Genomic DNA, 16,695 nt, shown 5'->3' on the forward strand with positions numbered 1-16,695 from the left:
AATCTCGTCCTTTAAACAGGCATCTGCATGATGTCTTGGTAAGCCTGAACCAGCTTGTTGCGCACCTGGGTCAATGCCTGGAATGACACACTGGCCTTCTGCGAGGAAATCATCACGTCTGTGAGGTCGACGCCGCTTTTGCCGATTTCGAAGGCGCTGGCCAACTGAGTGGAAGCCTGTTGCGTGTCGTTCACTTTATTGACGGCCTGGCCGAGCATGTCGGAAAAGCTGCTGCCCGCCACTTCAGGGACGGCCGTCGATTTCGGCGCAGACATGGCATCCATTTGCATGGCGCGCATGTCGAGCATCAACCGATTGAATTCAATACCTTGGCTCATGGTCTCTCTCTTTGACGACCCGCAATTTTTTGACACTCACTCGGCGGGTAATGAGGTGTTAGCAACAAGGGTGCCAGCTCTTCCCGGACTCCACGCAATTCTCTGTAGGAGCTGGCTTGCCAGCGAAGGCTGCGTCACTACAACCATCGATTCGCTGGCAAGCCAGCTCCTACAGGGATTGCGTTGCGGCATGACGCATCAGGTGGCGAACAAATACGCTTCCACATCCATGCCGGCATCGCGCATCTGCGCCAGCTTGTAGCGCAGGGTTCGCGGGCTGATACCCAGGCGCTCGGCCGCCTCTTTGCGACGACCGCGCTCGGCGCGCAAGGTATCGATGATCATCTGGAATTCACGGCGACGCAGGTCATCGCCCAGCGCACCGACCGACTCGGACTCGACTTCCACGGGGCGTACCGGCGCCTGCGCCAACGCACGCAGTGGCGCGCAAGCCACCGGCCCGGCGAGGCAGAAATCCTGCGGCTGGATCAAGCCACCCTGCTGCAGAATCAGCGCACGCTGAATCGCGTTGTCCAGCTCACGAACGTTACCCGGCCATGGATAACCGATCAGGCACGCCTGAGCTTCGGGCGACAACCTGGCAGGCGAATGCTTCATTTTATTGACGTGCCTGGCCAGCAGACGCCCGGCCAGCGGCAGGATGTCGGCGGTACGCTCGCGCAACGGGCGCCAGGCCAGGGGAAACACCGACAGGCGATAATAGAGGTCCTCGCGGAAACGCCCCGCCGCCACTTCACCCGCCAGGTCGCGATTGGTGGTGGCGACCACGCGAATATCCAGCGTGATCGGTTTGCGCGCACCAACCCTTTCGACCTCGCGCTCTTGCAGCACACGCAGTAATTTGGCCTGGAGCCCCAGGGGCATTTCGGAAATTTCATCGAGCAAAATGGTGCCGCCGTCGGCCTGCTCGAACTTGCCGGCTTGCGCGGCAATGGCGCCGGTGAAGGAACCCTTCTCGTGACCGAACAACGTCGCTTCGAGCATGTTGTCCGGAATCGCTGCGCAGTTGATCGCGATGAACGGCTGATTGGCTCGATGAGAATGCTGATGAATATAACGCGCCAGCACTTCCTTGCCCGTACCCGACTCGCCCGAGATCAACACCGTGGAATCGCTGCGTGCGACCCGCGCCGCCAACTCGAGTAACTGCGCGCTCGCCGGCTCGAACGCTACCGGCCCTTCGCCCTCGGTCAGGCCGAGACTGCCCAGGGCATGACGCCCCACCAGATCGAGCAACGCCTTGGGCTCGAATGGCTTGACCAGATAGTCCGCCGCCCCCTGGCGCATCGCATCGACCGCGCGCTCGACCGCACCGTGAGCCGTCATCAGCAACACCGGCAACTGCGGCTGCCGCGCTCGCAGCATGCCAAGCAACTGGTGGCCGTCCATGCCCGGCATATTGACGTCACTGATCACCAGGCTGAAGACCTCGCCGCCGACGGCAAGCAACGCCTCCTCTGCCGACCCCACCGCCTTGTAATCATGCCCCGCGAGCAGCAGCGTATCAGCCAGTGCCTCGCGCAAAGCGCGGTCGTCCTCGACCAGCAGAACCTTGATACCCATCGGCGTCACTCCGCGCCTTGAGCGCTGCTGAACAACGGCAGGATGACCTGCGCGCAGGTGCCGCGACCGAGCCGCGAGCGCAGCTGCAATTCGCCCCGATGAGCACGCGCCACGGCCTTGACCACGGTCAGGCCAAGACCTGTACCGGTGCTCTTGGTGGTAAAAAAGGGTTCGCCCAATCGCGCCAGAACGGCGGCGTCGATACCGCTGCCACTGTCACTGACGCACAGGCGCAGGTTGTTGCCGCGGGTGTAGAGGTGAATCTTGAGGCGCAATTGACCGGCACTGGCCTGGATGGCGTTCTCGATCAGATTGAGGATCGCACCGACCAGGGTGTCGCGATTGCACAGCAACTCCCCCGAGTGACTGTCGCACTGCCAGCGGATCGGCAGATCCTGCACGTGGGTCAGCGCCGCCGCTTGCAACGATTGCATCAGTTGACCGGGGGTCACGCGGTCGGTCAGCGGCAACTCGCCACGGGCGAAGACCAACATGTCGCGCACCTGGTGTTCCAGTTCGTGCAGGCGCTCCTTGAGACGCCCGGCAAAGCGCTGCCGGGTAGCGACCGGCAGCTCTTGCTCGGTCAAGTGACTGGCATACAGCAGCGCGGCGGACAACGGTGTGCGTATCTGATGAGCCAACGAAGCGACCATGCGCCCCAGCGACGACAGACGCTCATGACGGGCCAGTTGATCCTGCAGATGGCGGGTTTCGGTCAGGTCATTGAGCAGCACCAACTGGCCCGGCTCGGCGTCCAGCGAGCGCGTGGCGATCGACAGACGCCGACCATCCTTGAGGGAGACTTCATGACCATCGTCTTCGCGCGGCGCAAAACAGCGGGCAATGACGTGGCGCCACAATTCACCTTCCAGCGGCAGGCCCAGCAGCTCGCTCGCCGCCGGATTGGCTTCGCGCACGATGCCCTGGGCGTCAATGACGATGACACCGCCGGGTAACAGATCAAGGAGGTTTTGCAGACGGTTGGCCAGGCGTTCCTTTTCCGCCAGCTCCTGCATGCGCTGGGCACTGACCACCGCCAGTTCACCCTTGAGCTCGGTGACCCGGGCTTCAAGCATGCTGTAGGAATCAGTCAACTGAGTGGACATCTGATTGAACAGTGCGAATGCCTGCTCAAGGCCCTGCCGACTCGCCTGCTCTACGGACGACGGCTGCCGCGAAACATCAGGGACAGGAGACATCTGGGCGGCTTGGGGCATTGTGCTCTCTCGCTTGGCTGACCGTCAGTGAAACGGAACGTTGCGAGGGACGTAGCAATACCCGTGCCTAAAAAAACTTCTTATAAATGAATGACTTGAAAAACAGGCGTCAATCATCCGCCTGTTCGTCTCCATCACGACGGCTCATGCCGTACTTGCGCATCTTTTCCACCAGCGTGGTACGACGGATACGCAACCGCTCGGCCGCGCGCGCCACAATGCCATTGGCGTCATCCAGCGCCTGCTGAATCAAGCCTTGCTCCAGACCACCGAGGTAGTCCTTCAGGTCCAGACCCTCCGGCGGCAACATGGCGTTGGCCGTGAAGTCCGGCGTATGACCGTTGATGGCCACGCGCTCTTCCAGATCGCTGCGCAGGCTGTCGACCATTTGCTCGTCTTCATCGTCGACGTAGCGGAATTTCTTCGGCAACTCGACCACGCCGATCACGCCGTATGGATGCATGATTGCCATGCGCTCCACCAGGTTGGCCAGTTCGCGGACGTTGCCCGGCCAGCCATGCCGGCACAGCGACATGATCGCCGCCGAGTTGAACCGGATCGAACCGCGCTTCTCGTGCTCCATGCGCGAGATCAACTCGTTCATCAGCAGCGGAATGTCTTCGACGCGCTCACGCAGCGGCGCCATCTCGATCGGGAACACATTCAAGCGGTAGTACAGGTCTTCGCGGAAGGTGCCGATCTCGATCATGCTTTCGAGATTCTTGTGGGTCGCCGCAATGATGCGCACGTCGACGCTCTGGGTCTTGTTGCTGCCCACGCGCTCGAAGGTGCGCTCCTGCAACACGCGTAGCAGCTTGACCTGCATCGGCAGCGGCATGTCGCCGATTTCATCGAGGAACAGGGTGCCGCCGTTGGCCAGTTCGAATCGACCGGCGCGACTGGTGATCGCCCCGGTAAAGGCGCCCTTCTCATGACCGAACAGTTCGCTTTCCAGCAACTCGGCCGGGATCGCCCCGCAGTTGACCGGCACGAACGGCGCTTCGCGGCGCTTGGAATGGTAATGCAGATTGCGCGCAACCACTTCCTTGCCGGTGCCGGACTCACCGAGGATCAGCACGCTGGCATCGGTATCGGCGACTTGCTGCATCATCTGGCGGACGTGTTGAATCGCCCGGCTGGTGCCGACAAGACTGCGGAAAAGATTGGGTTCGCGATGCCGACCGCGCTCGCGGGCCTGGTCGTACATCTCGCGATAGACCTGGGCACGGTGCAGCGAATCGAGCAATTTGCTGTAGCTGGGCGGCATTTCGAGGGTCGAAAGCACTCGCCGACGCTGGTCTTCCGGCAGGTCAATGGAAGAATTATCGCCCATTAACAAAACCGGAAGGAACTCATCCCATGTCGAGAGTGTCTTTAACAAGCCCAGAAGTGAACCAGGAGCATTGACTGTCCCGATGAGGACACAGATTACTTCACGACTTGACGACAAAGAGCCGACAGCCTGCTGCCAGTCATGGCTACCGCAGGGTAAATTTTCTTCACCGAGAAAATTCAAAATCACCGCCAGGTCGCGGCGGCGGACGCTATCGTCATCAATCAGCAGAATTTTGGTTTCACGCCACATGCAATAGCAACTTCCCTAGTCAACTCAATGCCCAAAATGCTGGGGCAAGCTAGACGCTTGCAGACATGTTATGCCTGAAGACGACTGAAATCTGGAACCAGCCACTAGTTAAGTCAAAAAACCGCGCACAGTCAAATTTATGGCGCACATATCTGGATTAACTTGGGGTTAATTAACCAAACAGATGGTAAACCTTTGCCGCGTTCCGCGCTTGCTGGATCTGAGACATTTCATCGACTATCGCCTGCCTCTCCCCCATCGCTACCTCAAGTAGCTGCTTGTAGACATACAGCAACTCCTCAAGATTGCTACGCAGAACTTCTTCGTCCAGCGAAGCCTCGCTCAAGACGTCTTCCATGCAGGAACGGCAATCCAGGTCCAATTGACCGATGGCCTCCCAGTCGCGCTCGGCCAAAGCACCGACCAGCGCTTCGCGAGTTTGTTCTATTCGCTGCAATACAAGACTCATGGCGATCTCCCTAGAACTGCGGACCTGGCGCAGCAATGCCGTCCCAGCCTTCTTTCACCGTGCGCAGCAAGCCCGCGACCTCATCGAGAATCCTCGGGTCGCTGCTGATGTTCGCCTCGGCCAGGCGCTTCATCATGTAGATGTAAAGGCTGTCGAGTTCGCCCACGGTATCGGCGCATTTTTCAAGATCCAGGCCTTCACGCAAGCCACCGATGATGCCAATCGCCTTGCTGATCGACACACACTTGCCGGGAATATCCTTGCGCTCCAGGGCACCTTTGGCCTGAGCGATACGGTCCAGGCCACCTTCCATGAGCATTTGCACCAAACGATGCGGACTCGCTTCGGACGTCTGGGCGTGCGCGCCCACTTTCTGATACTGCCGAAGGGCTAACATTGGATTCATGTTCTACCTCATTACCACAATGACTCGTATAGCCAGTGTATCGTCCGCGCACCGGGAAACTTTAGATCAAAAGACAAAAACCCGGCACACGCGAAAATGCGTAGCCGGGTTTTGTCGACAGCTTAAAACTAGCTGTTGGACTTCTGGGCGTTCAAGGAAGTGAAGAACGAGGTGATGTTCGTCGCCGTCGCCTTCATTTGCCCGACCAAAAGGTCCATTGCGTTGTATTTGGCGGTCAACGTCTTGGTCATGTTGGCGACACGAAAGTCCAACGCAGTCTGCTGAGTTGAAAGGTTCTTGCTCACGCTCTGCAGGTTGGTATTGCGCTGGTCCAGCAACCCGCCCGTCTGCACATAAGGCTTGATTGCGGTACCCATGCGCGCCAGCAGGCCGTTGGTAGCATTACTACCGTTGAACAACTGCTGCATCTGGCCGCTCATGCCGTTGATGGCCATCTTCTCGTTGAACGCCGTGGTGTTGAACGCCAGGTTGCCGGTTTTCTCGTTCGTCAACACGCCGATCTGTGACAGCACGGCCAATGGACCGCCCGCCCCGGGAGCCGTCAGCACACCGCGGATATCGGAAATCAGCGTGCGCGACATCGAGTCGCCGGTAAACGCCGCCTGAACCGTCAGGCTGCCATCGGCATCCGCTGTCGCCTTGGACAGGGAGTTGATGGTGTTCATCAGGGTGTTGTAGGAATCAACGAACGACTGGATCGAGGTTTGCAAACCGGCGGTATTGGTCGCGACGGTGACGGTCGCCGCAGCCGGCGGCGTACCTGGACTCACCGACGCCAGGTTCAGGGTCAGGCCGCTGACTGCGCCGGTCACCGTATTGCTCTTGCTGGTCACTGCCAGGCCATCGATGGTCAGCGATGCATCCACCGCAACCCCGTTGACAGCCCCCGAACTGGTAGCCGAAGGGTTAGCGCCCATCGGTTGGGTGCCGTCGATATCAAGGCCGGCGATACCGCTGACCGTAAGGTCGGAACCCGCGCCGGTCTTGCTGGAACTGATCACCAGCCGTGACGCACCGCTGCTGTCGGTCACGATGTTGGCAGAAATACCATTACTCGCCTGCGCAGTGTTGATGGCATCCCGGGTGCTCTGCAAAGTCGCATTGGCTGGAATCGTGACATCGTAATCAGTGCCATTCTGACTGATTTTCAAAGTACCACTCGGAATGGCACTGGCCGCACCGCCGGCGAAAGAAGCACTGGCGACTTTCGAGCTGGTGGCCAGGTTATTCACAACAACGCTGTAGGTACCGGCAACAGCGGTGTTGTCGGAAGTCGCACCCAGAATCGACGGGGTACCCGAAGTGGCGGTATAGCCCGCAAACACGGGATTGGTCTTGCTACCGAGATTGGTCAGCGCCGTCTGAAAGGCCGTCAGTGCGCTTTTCAGGGAACCGACACCGGAAATCTTCAGCGTGTTGGTTTTGGTCTGAGTATCGATCTGCGTCTGTTTCGCCGATTTGTCGGCGTTGACCAGCGCAGTGACGATCGCACCGATATCCAGGCCAGAGCCTAAGCCCGCACCCGGTAAAATTGGACTTGCCATTTTTCGTCTCCCTTCAGGTTGCTGCCACTCTTTTGACCAATACCTGCGCCCAATAACGTACAAACACTATTCATGCCAGCTATCAGACTTTGGCGTCGAACAATACGTGACTCGCATTGCTCAGGCTTTCTGCCAGCTTGAGGGCTTCTGCGGAGGGGATCTGTCGCACGACTTCACCCGTTTCGCTTGCAATCACTTTGACGACGACCTTTCCGGACTGCTCGTCTATCGAGAACTCCAGATTGCGCTTGATCGACTGTACAAACTTTTCGATCTGCTGCACCGCCTGCTTCAGGTGGACGTCATCCGCATCCGGTTTCTTATCCGCCGCTGGAGTCACGCTGGCGGCTTCAGGCTTTTCCGGCGCTTTATCCGAAACGGTGCTCGCTGGCTGGGGAGCCGGATAAGACACGCCAAGCTTTACGCTCATCTCCATGTCCATCACCTCTTAACGTAAAAAGCGAGAGAGCGTGACCAGCACACTCCCCCGCTCAAACTTATTCCGAAATTACTGAAGCAGCTTCAGTACAGCGGAAGGCAGTTGGTTGGCTTGAGCCAGAACCGAGGTAGAAGCCTGTTGCAGGGTTTGCTGCTTGGTCAGGTTCGCGGTTTCTGCGGCGAAGTCGGTGTCTTGTACACGGCCTTGTGCAGCGGTGGTGTTTTCCACGATGTTCTGCAGGTTGGAGATGGTGCTGGTCAGACGGTTCTGCGAAGCACCCAGGTTTGCGCGGGTGGCGTTGATCGATGCCAGAGCGGCGTCGATCGCGGTGATCGCGTTGTCGATGTTGGCAGACAGGGTAGCGGAAGTCGCACCGGTCAGAACAACAGTACCGCTGCCTACGGACAGGGATACGGCGTCGAACTTGGAGCTCAGTACCAGGTCGATGCGGTTGGCCGAACCAGTGTTGGCGCCAACTTGCAGTTGCATGGTACCCGCCGTACCGTCCAGCAGGTTTTTGCCGTTCAGGTTGGTAGAGGCAGAGATACGAGTGATCTCGTCAGACATCTGAGCGAACTCAGAGTTGGTAGCGGTCTGGTCAGCAGTGCTGTTGGTACCGTTACGTGCTTTAACAGCCAGTTCACGCATACGCTGCAGAATGTCGGTCGAAGCTTGCAGCGCGCCTTCAGCGGTCTGGGCAACGGAGATACCGTCGTTGGCGTTCTGCACTGCCTGGTTGCCACCACGAATCTGTGCGGCCATGCGAGTTGCGATCTGCAGGCCAGCGGCGTCGTCTTTGGCGCTGTTGATTTTCAGGCCGGAAGACAGACGAGCCATCGAAGTCGACAGAGCGTCGGTAGCACGGTTCAGGTTCTTCTGAACGTTCAACGACGTGGTGTTGGTGTTTACTGTTAAAGCCATGACGAATTCCTCGTTGGTTGGGTACTGCGGCTTCCGGCCCTGGCAACCGCCGGGTATGGCCTAGAGAACCTTCGTAATAGTTATCGTCGGGTTGGCAGGTTGCTTGAGGGCTTTTTTTAAAAAAAATGCCATCACCCTGCCATCTCCGAGAAAACAAGGGCTTAGCGCCCCTCAACCGCGAAAAAATGACGCCATAAAACTGTCCAGCCCACAAACGCCCGCGCCAAAGCTGTCGCCACCCCTCAAGCCGGCAGGTTTTCGAGCAACTCGATCAACTCATATTCCATGAAGTCGGCGAGCCCCAGCCAATCCTGGCGCTCCTGACAGGCCAGCATCTGCCTGAGCATCAAGGCCCACGCCTGCTGAACCTCCTGGGGCGCCTGCGCAAACAGTCGCTGCGCCTCATCGAACAGATCGACCATGTTCAATGCCGCTTCGACATCACGTCCCAGGCGAAAAAGCCCAGCGCACTGCCGGTACTCGTCGATGCCTTTCACTTGAGGCTTCATTGCACGAAATCCTGATTGAACTGTGTACCGGCAATCATTGCCCCAGCCCGACTGCTGTTGAAAAAAAGCACCTCGGGATGCCTGGCAATGTAACGCTCGAGCTCGCACAGGTAACTGCGGAAATTCAATTGCGTCTTGACCTTTTGCCCATGACCATCGTGCACCCAGTGCCTGGCCTGGTTCACTGGCGGCCCCAGGTCACCATCGTTCCAACCGGTATGGGTGCGGTTCATCGGAAAGGAAAAATCCGCACCGAAAAGCGTGATGCGCTGCGCGCCCATCTTCACCGCCAGATCGACCGCAGGATGGATCACGCTGCCACTGACGTAGAGCTGCGCACGCGGCTGTTGCTCACGCAACGCAGCGTAGATCGGGCTGGCGGAATAACCGCCATAACGCTTGCCTTTCCAGGCCTTCAGCATGTGTGGATCGCTCAAAGGCAAGTACACCAGCGGAATGCCTTCGGAGCCCTCGCCCGGCAAGTGCAGCACGCTGATGCGCTGATCGATGCTCACGACCAGGTCAGGCTTGATTCCGTGCTCGCGAAGGGGCCGGTAAGCGGTATCTACGCTGATGAACAGCGGTCGCGGCGTTTGATTGCGCACCGCTGCCAAACGCTCGAAATTCCCTTCAAGGCTGGGCCCTGTGGCGATCACATAGATTTCACGCTCGGAACACGTGCCAAACAGCTGTGCCACATCATCATCGGCCAGCAGCACTTCAAGGGTGTCCTGCAAGCGCTGCTGAATGACGGGAGACTGCGGGTCGAACTCACGATTGTTGAAACTCAAGTGCACTTCGCTGACCAGGCGATCACGAATCTTCGCACTGAAGTCATCCGCCAGCAGCATCTCGGCAGGCAATGCAAAGAACGGTGTGCAGATGTCCGACAGATCGCCGGCATACAGCAATTGCACACGCGGATCGCCCAGCCACTGGCGCTGATCGATCAGCTGCAACACCAATGCGAAAAGCGCGCCGTTGAGGATATGGACATAGAGTTTCTCAAGCCCGGCACGCTCCAGCAAAACCGAAGGCAAATCGCCAAAACCGGTGCCGTAGACGTGCAGATGAGGCTTGTCGAACGCAAGACTGGCAGCCTGTAAACGGGCCTCGCGCAGGCGATCATGGCGGCTGGTGAGCTGGATGCCGCCCACACACAACGTCGAGTCTCGTCCTTCGATCAGGTCAACATCGATGGTCAGGCGATCTTCCGTATTCAATCGCGCATACAGCGACGGCCAGCGCCGCTGGATAACCTGAGCATTGTCTTCAAAGCATTCGCTCATGCTACCTCGCATTCCCTACAAGCAAAAAAGCGCTCAAGGTTAACCCTTGAGCGCTTTTTTGTACCGGCCTTTTTATTAAAAAACTTTCACTCAAGGACGATAGATGATCGCCGAACCCCATGACAGCCCCACACCGAAACCGCTGAGCGCAACGCGCTTCCATTCGGAATCGAGAATATGCTTTTCCAGCAGCAATGGAATGCTCGACGACACCGTGTTACCGGTCTCGACCATGTCCTTGATGAACTTCTGCGGGCATTCTTCGAAGCGCCGCGCGACCGCATCGACAATCGCCGCACTGCCCTGGTGAATGCAGAACGCGTCGATGTCATCCGCGCTCAATTGCGACTCACCGAGCAACTCATGCAAATGTGCCGGCACCTTGAGCAGTGCGAAGTTGAACACCTGGCGACCGTTCATGAAAAACACGCCGTCGGTGACTTTCAAATGTGGAGCGCCGGAACCATCGGTGCCGAACTTGGCCTTGCCCAGTGCCCAGGTCGGGTTTTCGCCCATCCAGGTCGCGGTGGCCGCATCGCCGAACAACATGGTGGTGTTACGGTCTTCCGGGTCGACGATCTTCGAATACGGGTCGGCAGTGATCAGCAGGCCGTTCTTCAGGCCAGCGGCCTCCATGAAGCCCTTGATCGCATAGATGCCGTAGACGTAACCGGAACAGCCCAGGGAAATATCGAACGCGGCGACGCTGGTCGGCAGGCCGAGTTTGTCCTGCACGATGGCCGCGGTATGCGGCAGGCCTTCTTCGTCACCGTTCTGGGTGACGACGATCAACGCATCGATGGATTCACGTTTCAGATCAGGGTTGCTGGCAAACAGCGCATTGGCCGCTTCAACGCACAGATCGGAAGTTTCCTGATCAACGCCCTTGCGCGGCAGGAAAGCCGAACCGATCTTGCCCAGGATGAATTCTTCATCCTTCTCGAATTTTGCACCTTGTGCGTAATTGTCCACGCCGGCTACAGGAACGTAGCTCGCAATGCTTTTTATGCCAATCATTACGGCTTCCCAATAATAAACAGCCCAATACCACCACCCGCAGGAATCGAGGGGCGCCGACAAACCTGGATTTCTGTCGCCCCAAGGCGACGGCCGGGAAGCGTAAAGGACCATCACTGAACCCGATAAAGGGTCAGGCGCCATCTTCCCGGTCAATACAATACAGTGAAGATGCCCGTTATGACTCGCAGGTCACGCTATTTTGCCGAATCAGCCCGGCAATGGGTCATTCGACCAACGACCAGTCCAGTGGTGTTCCACGCTTGATAGCCTGACGGGCACGGCGTTCCAGGAGGCTTTGCGCATGCTTGGGCGCCAGCCCGAGCCCCGGACGGATGGCTCGCAGATTTGTCGCATTGAAGGGCTCGCCAGCCGCCATGTCCTGGGTGACATACAACGATCGACGGTACACCAGGGATTGGCGCTCCGCCTCGGTGACGCCGTAATGCACGTGTCCCATGGCTTGCCAGGCGCGTTCGGTTTCGATCACCAGGCTGGCCAGCTCCGAGGGCTCCAGCGAGAAACTGGCGTCGACGCCACCGGCCGCACGCTCGAGGGTGAAATGCTTTTCCACCACCGTTGCGCCCAGTGCCACCGCCGCCACGGACACACCGACGCCCATGGAGTGGTCGGACAGCCCCACCTGGCAATCGAACAATTCCCGCAAATGCGGGATCGTGCGCACATTGCTGTTCGCGGGAGATGCCGGATAGGTGCTGGTGCATTTGAGCAGCACCAGATCCTTGCACCCGGCCTCGCGGGCGGCGCGCACGGTTTCATCGAGCTCGGCGATGCTGGCCATGCCGGTGGAAATGATCAGCGGCTTGCCCGTCGCGGCCACCCGGCGTATCAGCGGCAAATCGGTGTTTTCGAAACTGGCGATCTTGTAGGCCGGCACGTCGAGGCTTTCGAGGAAGTCCACGGCGCTCTCATCGAATGGCGTGGAGAACGCCAGCAGCCCCAGTTCTTTGGCGCGAGCGAAAATCGGCGCATGCCATTCCCAGGGCGTGTGGGCCTTCTCGTACAGCGCGTACAACGAAGTACCGGCCCACAGACTGTTGGGGTCCTTGATGAAAAACTCGCCTTCGCCCAGGTCCAGGGTCATGGTGTCGGCGGTGTAGGTCTGCAGCTTCAACGCATGGGCACCGGCCTTGGCCGCGGCCTCGACGATTTGCAGCGCCATGTCCAGGGACTGGTTATGGTTGCCGCTCATCTCGGCAATGATGAATGGCGGCGCATCGGCACCGATCAGACGCTCGCCAATCTTGAAGCTAGTCATCTGTGTGATCCTTCAATACGCGCGTGAACGCGCAGGCACTCTGGGTAAAACCGGCTTCGCGAAAGACCTTCAGCGACGGCTGGTTAGCGGGCAAGACCTGGGCCGTGAGTGACTCCAGTTCTGGCCAGTGGGCCTTCACAAAGGTTTCTCCACGGTCCAGCAGCGCCCTGCCCCAGCCCAGGCCGAACCGGCCTTCGAACAGGTAAATCGACACCTCGGCGGTAAAGCCACGCAGGTCATAACGCAGCACACCGACCGGACCGTCATCGGCCTCGGCAATCAACAACAGCCGCCGGGGATTGCTCAGGCTCGCCGTCAGCCAGTTTTGATGCGCAGGCCACTCGATCACGCCGGTCTCCAGCGACGAGCGGCGCACGGCCTCGGTGTTGCGCCCCTCGAACAACAACTGCGCATCACCCAAGGTCGCCGGGCGCATCCTCAGCACCGCGCCGGCCAGCGCCGCCGCTACCCGCTGCGCGCCACGACCATCGACCAACAGTCGAGATTGTTGCGCCAGGCTCTGGCGCAAACCCTGGTTATCCGCGACAAAGCCAATGGCCAGGCGCAGCTGCTCGACGCTGACATGCTCGCGGGCCCCCATGAACACATGGGCGCCCGCGGCCGCCATCACCTCGCCGTTGGCCTGCTGGTTGTTCGATACGGCAATGCAAATCGTCGGCAGCCCCATGGCCGCCCGCTCCCAACTGGTGCCACCACCCGCCCCGACAAACAGGTCGGCTTCGGTCATCAATCGATAAAAGTCGCTGACAAAACTGTGCAGGCGCCAATGCGGGCGACTCGCCGCCAACGCCTGCATCTGCGCCCAGGCCGGATTACCCGCACCGGCGACAAAATCGACTTCCAGCTCGGCAAAGTCCGCCAGCGCCAGCATCGCATGATGGGTCTGCATGGCCGCGTCGAAACCGCCGAAATTCACCAGCACACGCCGGGCCTGGGGCTTGATTTCGATGGCCGGGCAACGGAACTCGTCGCGCAGCATGGCAAACCGGGGGCCGAACAATGTCCGGCAGCCTGGCGCCAGCAACGACGCATAAGCTTCTGGCGTACCCGAAAGATTCTGGTTCAGCAGCAAATCGGCGCTGTAGGTCCGCGTGGCGAGGTCATCCACCACGGCGATCCGTGGCGCAAAGCGCCGCGCAGCCGTCTGCCAGTGATGATCGAGGCCGTAGTGGTCGACAATGATCCAGTCGAACGCCGGCTGGTGTTCCAGCAGCGGCTCGAGCGCGGCGATGTCCGCCTGCCAGGGCAGCATGGATTCGATGGCTTGCTGCGGGTCTTCATCCTCGTAGCGCTCGGGCAGCGCGAAGGTTTCAAAACCTTCGGCCCGCAGTGCCTCCACTCGATGCCCCGGTAACAGGCGACAGGCAAAAGCCACGTGACTGCCCTGCCTGCGCAATACGCGGGCCAGGCACAGGCAGCGCGCGATGTGGCCACTGCCGATGTTCGGCGAGGCGTCGGAACGAATCAGCACTCTCATTGCAGCTCACCTCCGGCTTTGAGCGCGGCATACAGGTACTCCGCGCGTTTCCAGTCCTGCGGCGTGTCGATGTCCTGCACCAGATGACGCGGCAGAATAACCGGCAGGCTGTACGGTGAATACAACACCTCGCCACGCAGCCACGCATCGCTGCGGCCCCAGTAGAACTGCCCGGCATCCTGATAGGCCACCGACAAATCCTGGGAGCGGGTATCACGATACTGCGGATACAGTGCCGTCAATGCGCCGTGATCATCAAGGGTCAGGGCTCGCTGAACCGGGAAACCAAAGTCGCACACCGAGAAGGCGAAAGACTTGTCGGGATGCTGTTCCAGCAGGCTTAGCCCCTGGGCAAGAAATCGCGATTGCAGCAACGGCGCGGTCGCGTAGATGCAGCAGGCGCGATCAAACGTCTCCCCTTGCTCACGCAGTGCTTGCAGGGCATGGGCGATCACCGCTGCGGTACCCGTGAAGTCATCGGCCAGTGCCGCCGGGCGCATGAAGGGCACCTGGGCGCCACAGTCCCGCGCCAGCCCGGCGATTTCTTCGTCGTCGGTGCTGACCACGATCCGGGAAAACAACCCGGACTTCATCGCAACCTGAATCGAGCGGGCAATCATCGGCACACCGGCGAACGGCTTGAGGTTCTTGCGCGGTATGCGTTTGCTGCCACCGCGGGCCGGGATGATGGCGACGTTGTTCAACGGCGTTTTTCCAGGACAAACCAGGTGATGTCATCCACCGGGAATTGCCGATCGCGGTGGTAGCCAAAACCGTAATCGAGCAGTTGCAGGTCGTCATAGCGATCAAGCATTTCACCGGCAAAATCGCACTTGAACAACTTGCCGCTGTTGCCACGATACGGGACCTCGACCGGCGCCGGGTTGTAGTACTCGGCGATCAGTATGTAGCGCTGGCTCAGCTCATACAGTTGCGCGTACGCGGCCGGCAGCAACTCCGGCGCCAGGTGAATCAGCACGCCTTTGCTCAGGGTCAGGTCGAAGGTGCGTTCCCGGGGGAAATCGAACAGCGAACCGTGCCAGATCTGTGCAATACCCAACGCCTGGGCAGCGGCGCAAGCACCGGCATTGATCTCCACGCCGAACAACTCGCAGCGTGGCAACAGCTGCCGCAATGCCTGCAGGTTGTTGCCGGCATTGGTGCCCAGTTCCACCAGGCTGTCGATGCGCCCGACCCGGGTCAGCGCCTTGGCAAACAATGCCAGGTTAGCCGCCACCAGTGGCTGCCCGAGATTGCGGTCAACGTACTGGTTGCCGAATTCGCCCTGCCAGAAAGTTTCCTGCTCGGTCAGTTCACGCATCACACATTTCCCACCCGCCGCAATGGCTGGATTATTTCGATCAGCTGCCGCATCTGCTCGACCACATAGTCCTGTTCTTCATCACTGAGCAACGGGTACAACGGCAGGCTGATGGCTTCAGCGTAGTAACGTTCGGCCTGCGGAAAATCACCTTCGGCGAACCCGAGATCACGATAGTAAGGCTGCAAATGCACGGGAATATAGTGCAGGTTCACCCCGACCCCGGCAGCTCGCAAGCCCTCGAACACCTCACGATGCGTGAGATTGATCTGATCGAGTTGCAGGCGCACCACATACAGATGCCATGACGACTCGGCCTCGGGTTGTGCAGCGGGCAGGGTCAGCGGTAAATACGCCAGCAAGCGCGCATAACGCGCCGCCAGTTCACGCCGACGCTCGATGAACTCATCGAGTTTGTTCAACTGCGACAAACCGAGGGCCGCTTGCAGGTCGGTAATGCGGTAATTGAAACCGAGCTCCACCTGTTCGTAGTACCAGGGGCCGTGGCTGGGTCCGGTCATTTGCTGCGGATCCCGGGTCATGCCGTGGCTGCGCAAGCGTTGCAAACGCTCGGCGAGCTCCGGGCTGTTGGTCATGACCATGCCGCCCTCGGCACTGGTGATGATCTTCACCGGATGGAAGCTGAACACAGTCATCGCGGCAAACTCGCCACAACCCACCGGGCGCCCGGCGTAGGACGCACCAGCAGCATGGGCCGCGTCTTCGATCACGGTAAAGCCATAGCGCTTGGCCAGGGCGGCGATCCTGCGCATGTCGCAGCTCTGCCCGGAGAACGCCACCGCCACCAGGACTTTCGGCAGCCGACCTTCACGCTCGGCCTGCTCCAGCTTGACGGCCAGCGCAGCGGCATCGAGGTTCCAGGTCAGCGGGTCGATATCGACAAAATCCACCTCGGCACCGCAGTAGCGACCACAGTTTGCCGAAGCGAGAAAGGTATTCGGTGTCGTCCACAGCCGATCGCCCGGGCCGAGCCCCGCCGCCAGGCAAGCGATGTGCAAGGCCGCCGTGGCATTGCACACCGCCACGGCAAAACCGGCCTCGCAGCGTTCGGCCATCGCTCGCTCGAAGCGCTCGATGGTCGGCCCCTGGGTCAGCCAGTCAGACTGCAATACACCGACCACGGCGTCGATATCCGCCTGATCGAGGCTTTGCCGAGCGTAAGGAATCATGCTGGCAACCAGGCACGCACCAGCGCGTCCCGGATGATCTGACGCCCGAACGAACCGGTCCGGCCTGC

17 protein-coding genes are annotated in these 16,695 nt (G+C 59.7%); all 17 read right to left on the minus strand.

Annotation, left to right across the window (positions count from 1 at the left end; translation table 11 throughout):
• Positions 1-11: 11 nt before the first annotated feature.
• The 17 genes from fliE to pseC all read right to left on the minus strand — a co-directional run bounded on the left by fliE (position 12) and on the right by pseC (position 16,627).
• Positions 12-338 (minus strand): flagellar hook-basal body complex protein FliE, encoded by a 327-nt coding sequence (fliE, locus tag AC1D19_RS04610; RefSeq protein WP_008021337.1) that lies wholly within the window; start codon positions 336-338, stop codon positions 12-14.
• Positions 339-536: 198 nt separating this feature from the next.
• Entirely contained in the window at positions 537-1,922 is a 1,386-nt protein-coding gene (locus AC1D19_RS04615; protein ID WP_477762521.1) for a sigma-54-dependent transcriptional regulator, read from the minus strand.
• Positions 1,923-1,927: 5 nt separating this feature from the next.
• Positions 1,928-3,121 (minus strand): sensor histidine kinase, encoded by a 1,194-nt coding sequence (locus AC1D19_RS04620; RefSeq protein ID WP_477762610.1) that lies wholly within the window; start codon positions 3,119-3,121, stop codon positions 1,928-1,930.
• A 127-nt stretch (positions 3,122-3,248) separates the two neighbouring features.
• A complete protein-coding gene (locus tag AC1D19_RS04625) occupies positions 3,249-4,724 on the minus strand; it encodes a sigma-54 dependent transcriptional regulator (RefSeq protein ID WP_477762522.1) in 1,476 nt (491 codons plus the stop codon).
• Positions 4,725-4,896: 172 nt separating this feature from the next.
• Complete coding sequence (gene fliT, locus AC1D19_RS04630) at positions 4,897-5,193, minus strand: flagellar protein FliT (RefSeq protein WP_015096255.1); 297 nt, start codon at positions 5,191-5,193, stop codon at positions 4,897-4,899.
• 10 nt (positions 5,194-5,203) lie between these two features.
• Positions 5,204-5,599, minus strand: coding sequence for a flagellar export chaperone FliS (fliS, locus tag AC1D19_RS04635; RefSeq protein ID WP_151213381.1), 396 nt, complete (start codon positions 5,597-5,599; stop codon positions 5,204-5,206).
• A gap of 128 nt (positions 5,600-5,727) precedes the next feature.
• Positions 5,728-7,164, minus strand: coding sequence for a flagellar filament capping protein FliD (gene fliD / locus AC1D19_RS04640; RefSeq protein WP_477762523.1), 1,437 nt, complete (start codon positions 7,162-7,164; stop codon positions 5,728-5,730).
• 82 nt (positions 7,165-7,246) lie between these two features.
• The gene (locus AC1D19_RS04645) at positions 7,247-7,600 is read right to left on the minus strand and encodes a flagellar protein FlaG (RefSeq protein WP_477752407.1); all 354 of its coding nucleotides are present in this window, start codon (positions 7,598-7,600) and stop codon (positions 7,247-7,249) included.
• Between the two features lie 72 nt (positions 7,601-7,672).
• On the minus strand, positions 7,673-8,524 hold the full coding sequence (locus tag AC1D19_RS04650; protein ID WP_057715895.1) for a flagellin domain-containing protein: 852 nt from the start codon (positions 8,522-8,524) through the stop codon (positions 7,673-7,675).
• A 242-nt stretch (positions 8,525-8,766) separates the two neighbouring features.
• Positions 8,767-9,033, minus strand: coding sequence for a hypothetical protein (locus AC1D19_RS04655; RefSeq protein ID WP_477752406.1), 267 nt, complete (start codon positions 9,031-9,033; stop codon positions 8,767-8,769).
• Positions 9,030-10,322 carry a motility associated factor glycosyltransferase family protein gene (locus tag AC1D19_RS04660; RefSeq protein ID WP_477762524.1) on the minus strand — a complete coding sequence of 431 codons (1,293 nt, stop codon included), beginning with the start codon at positions 10,320-10,322 and terminating at the stop codon, positions 9,030-9,032. Before AC1D19_RS04660 ends, AC1D19_RS04655 begins: the two co-directional genes overlap by 4 nt.
• A 90-nt stretch (positions 10,323-10,412) precedes the next feature.
• A complete protein-coding gene (locus AC1D19_RS04665) occupies positions 10,413-11,339 on the minus strand; it encodes a ketoacyl-ACP synthase III (RefSeq protein ID WP_477752404.1) in 927 nt (308 codons plus the stop codon).
• Positions 11,340-11,565: 226 nt separating this feature from the next.
• On the minus strand, positions 11,566-12,618 hold the full coding sequence (gene pseI, locus AC1D19_RS04670) for a pseudaminic acid synthase (RefSeq protein WP_477762525.1): 1,053 nt from the start codon (positions 12,616-12,618) through the stop codon (positions 11,566-11,568).
• The gene (gene pseG, locus AC1D19_RS04675) at positions 12,611-14,116 is read right to left on the minus strand and encodes a UDP-2,4-diacetamido-2,4,6-trideoxy-beta-L-altropyranose hydrolase (protein ID WP_477762526.1); all 1,506 of its coding nucleotides are present in this window, start codon (positions 14,114-14,116) and stop codon (positions 12,611-12,613) included. The genes pseI and pseG overlap by 8 nt, the downstream gene beginning before the upstream one ends.
• Positions 14,113-14,820, minus strand: coding sequence for a pseudaminic acid cytidylyltransferase (gene pseF / locus AC1D19_RS04680; RefSeq protein ID WP_477762527.1), 708 nt, complete (start codon positions 14,818-14,820; stop codon positions 14,113-14,115). The genes pseG and pseF overlap by 4 nt, the downstream gene beginning before the upstream one ends.
• On the minus strand, positions 14,817-15,437 hold the full coding sequence (locus tag AC1D19_RS04685) for a pseudaminic acid biosynthesis-associated methylase (protein WP_477762528.1): 621 nt from the start codon (positions 15,435-15,437) through the stop codon (positions 14,817-14,819). The genes pseF and AC1D19_RS04685 overlap by 4 nt, the downstream gene beginning before the upstream one ends.
• Positions 15,437-16,627 (minus strand): UDP-4-amino-4,6-dideoxy-N-acetyl-beta-L-altrosamine transaminase, encoded by a 1,191-nt coding sequence (pseC, locus tag AC1D19_RS04690; protein ID WP_477762529.1) that lies wholly within the window; start codon positions 16,625-16,627, stop codon positions 15,437-15,439. Before pseC ends, AC1D19_RS04685 begins: the two co-directional genes overlap by 1 nt.
• Positions 16,628-16,695: the final 68 nt, after the last annotated feature.

This window comes from Pseudomonas sp. P1_C12 (genome assembly GCF_056406435.1).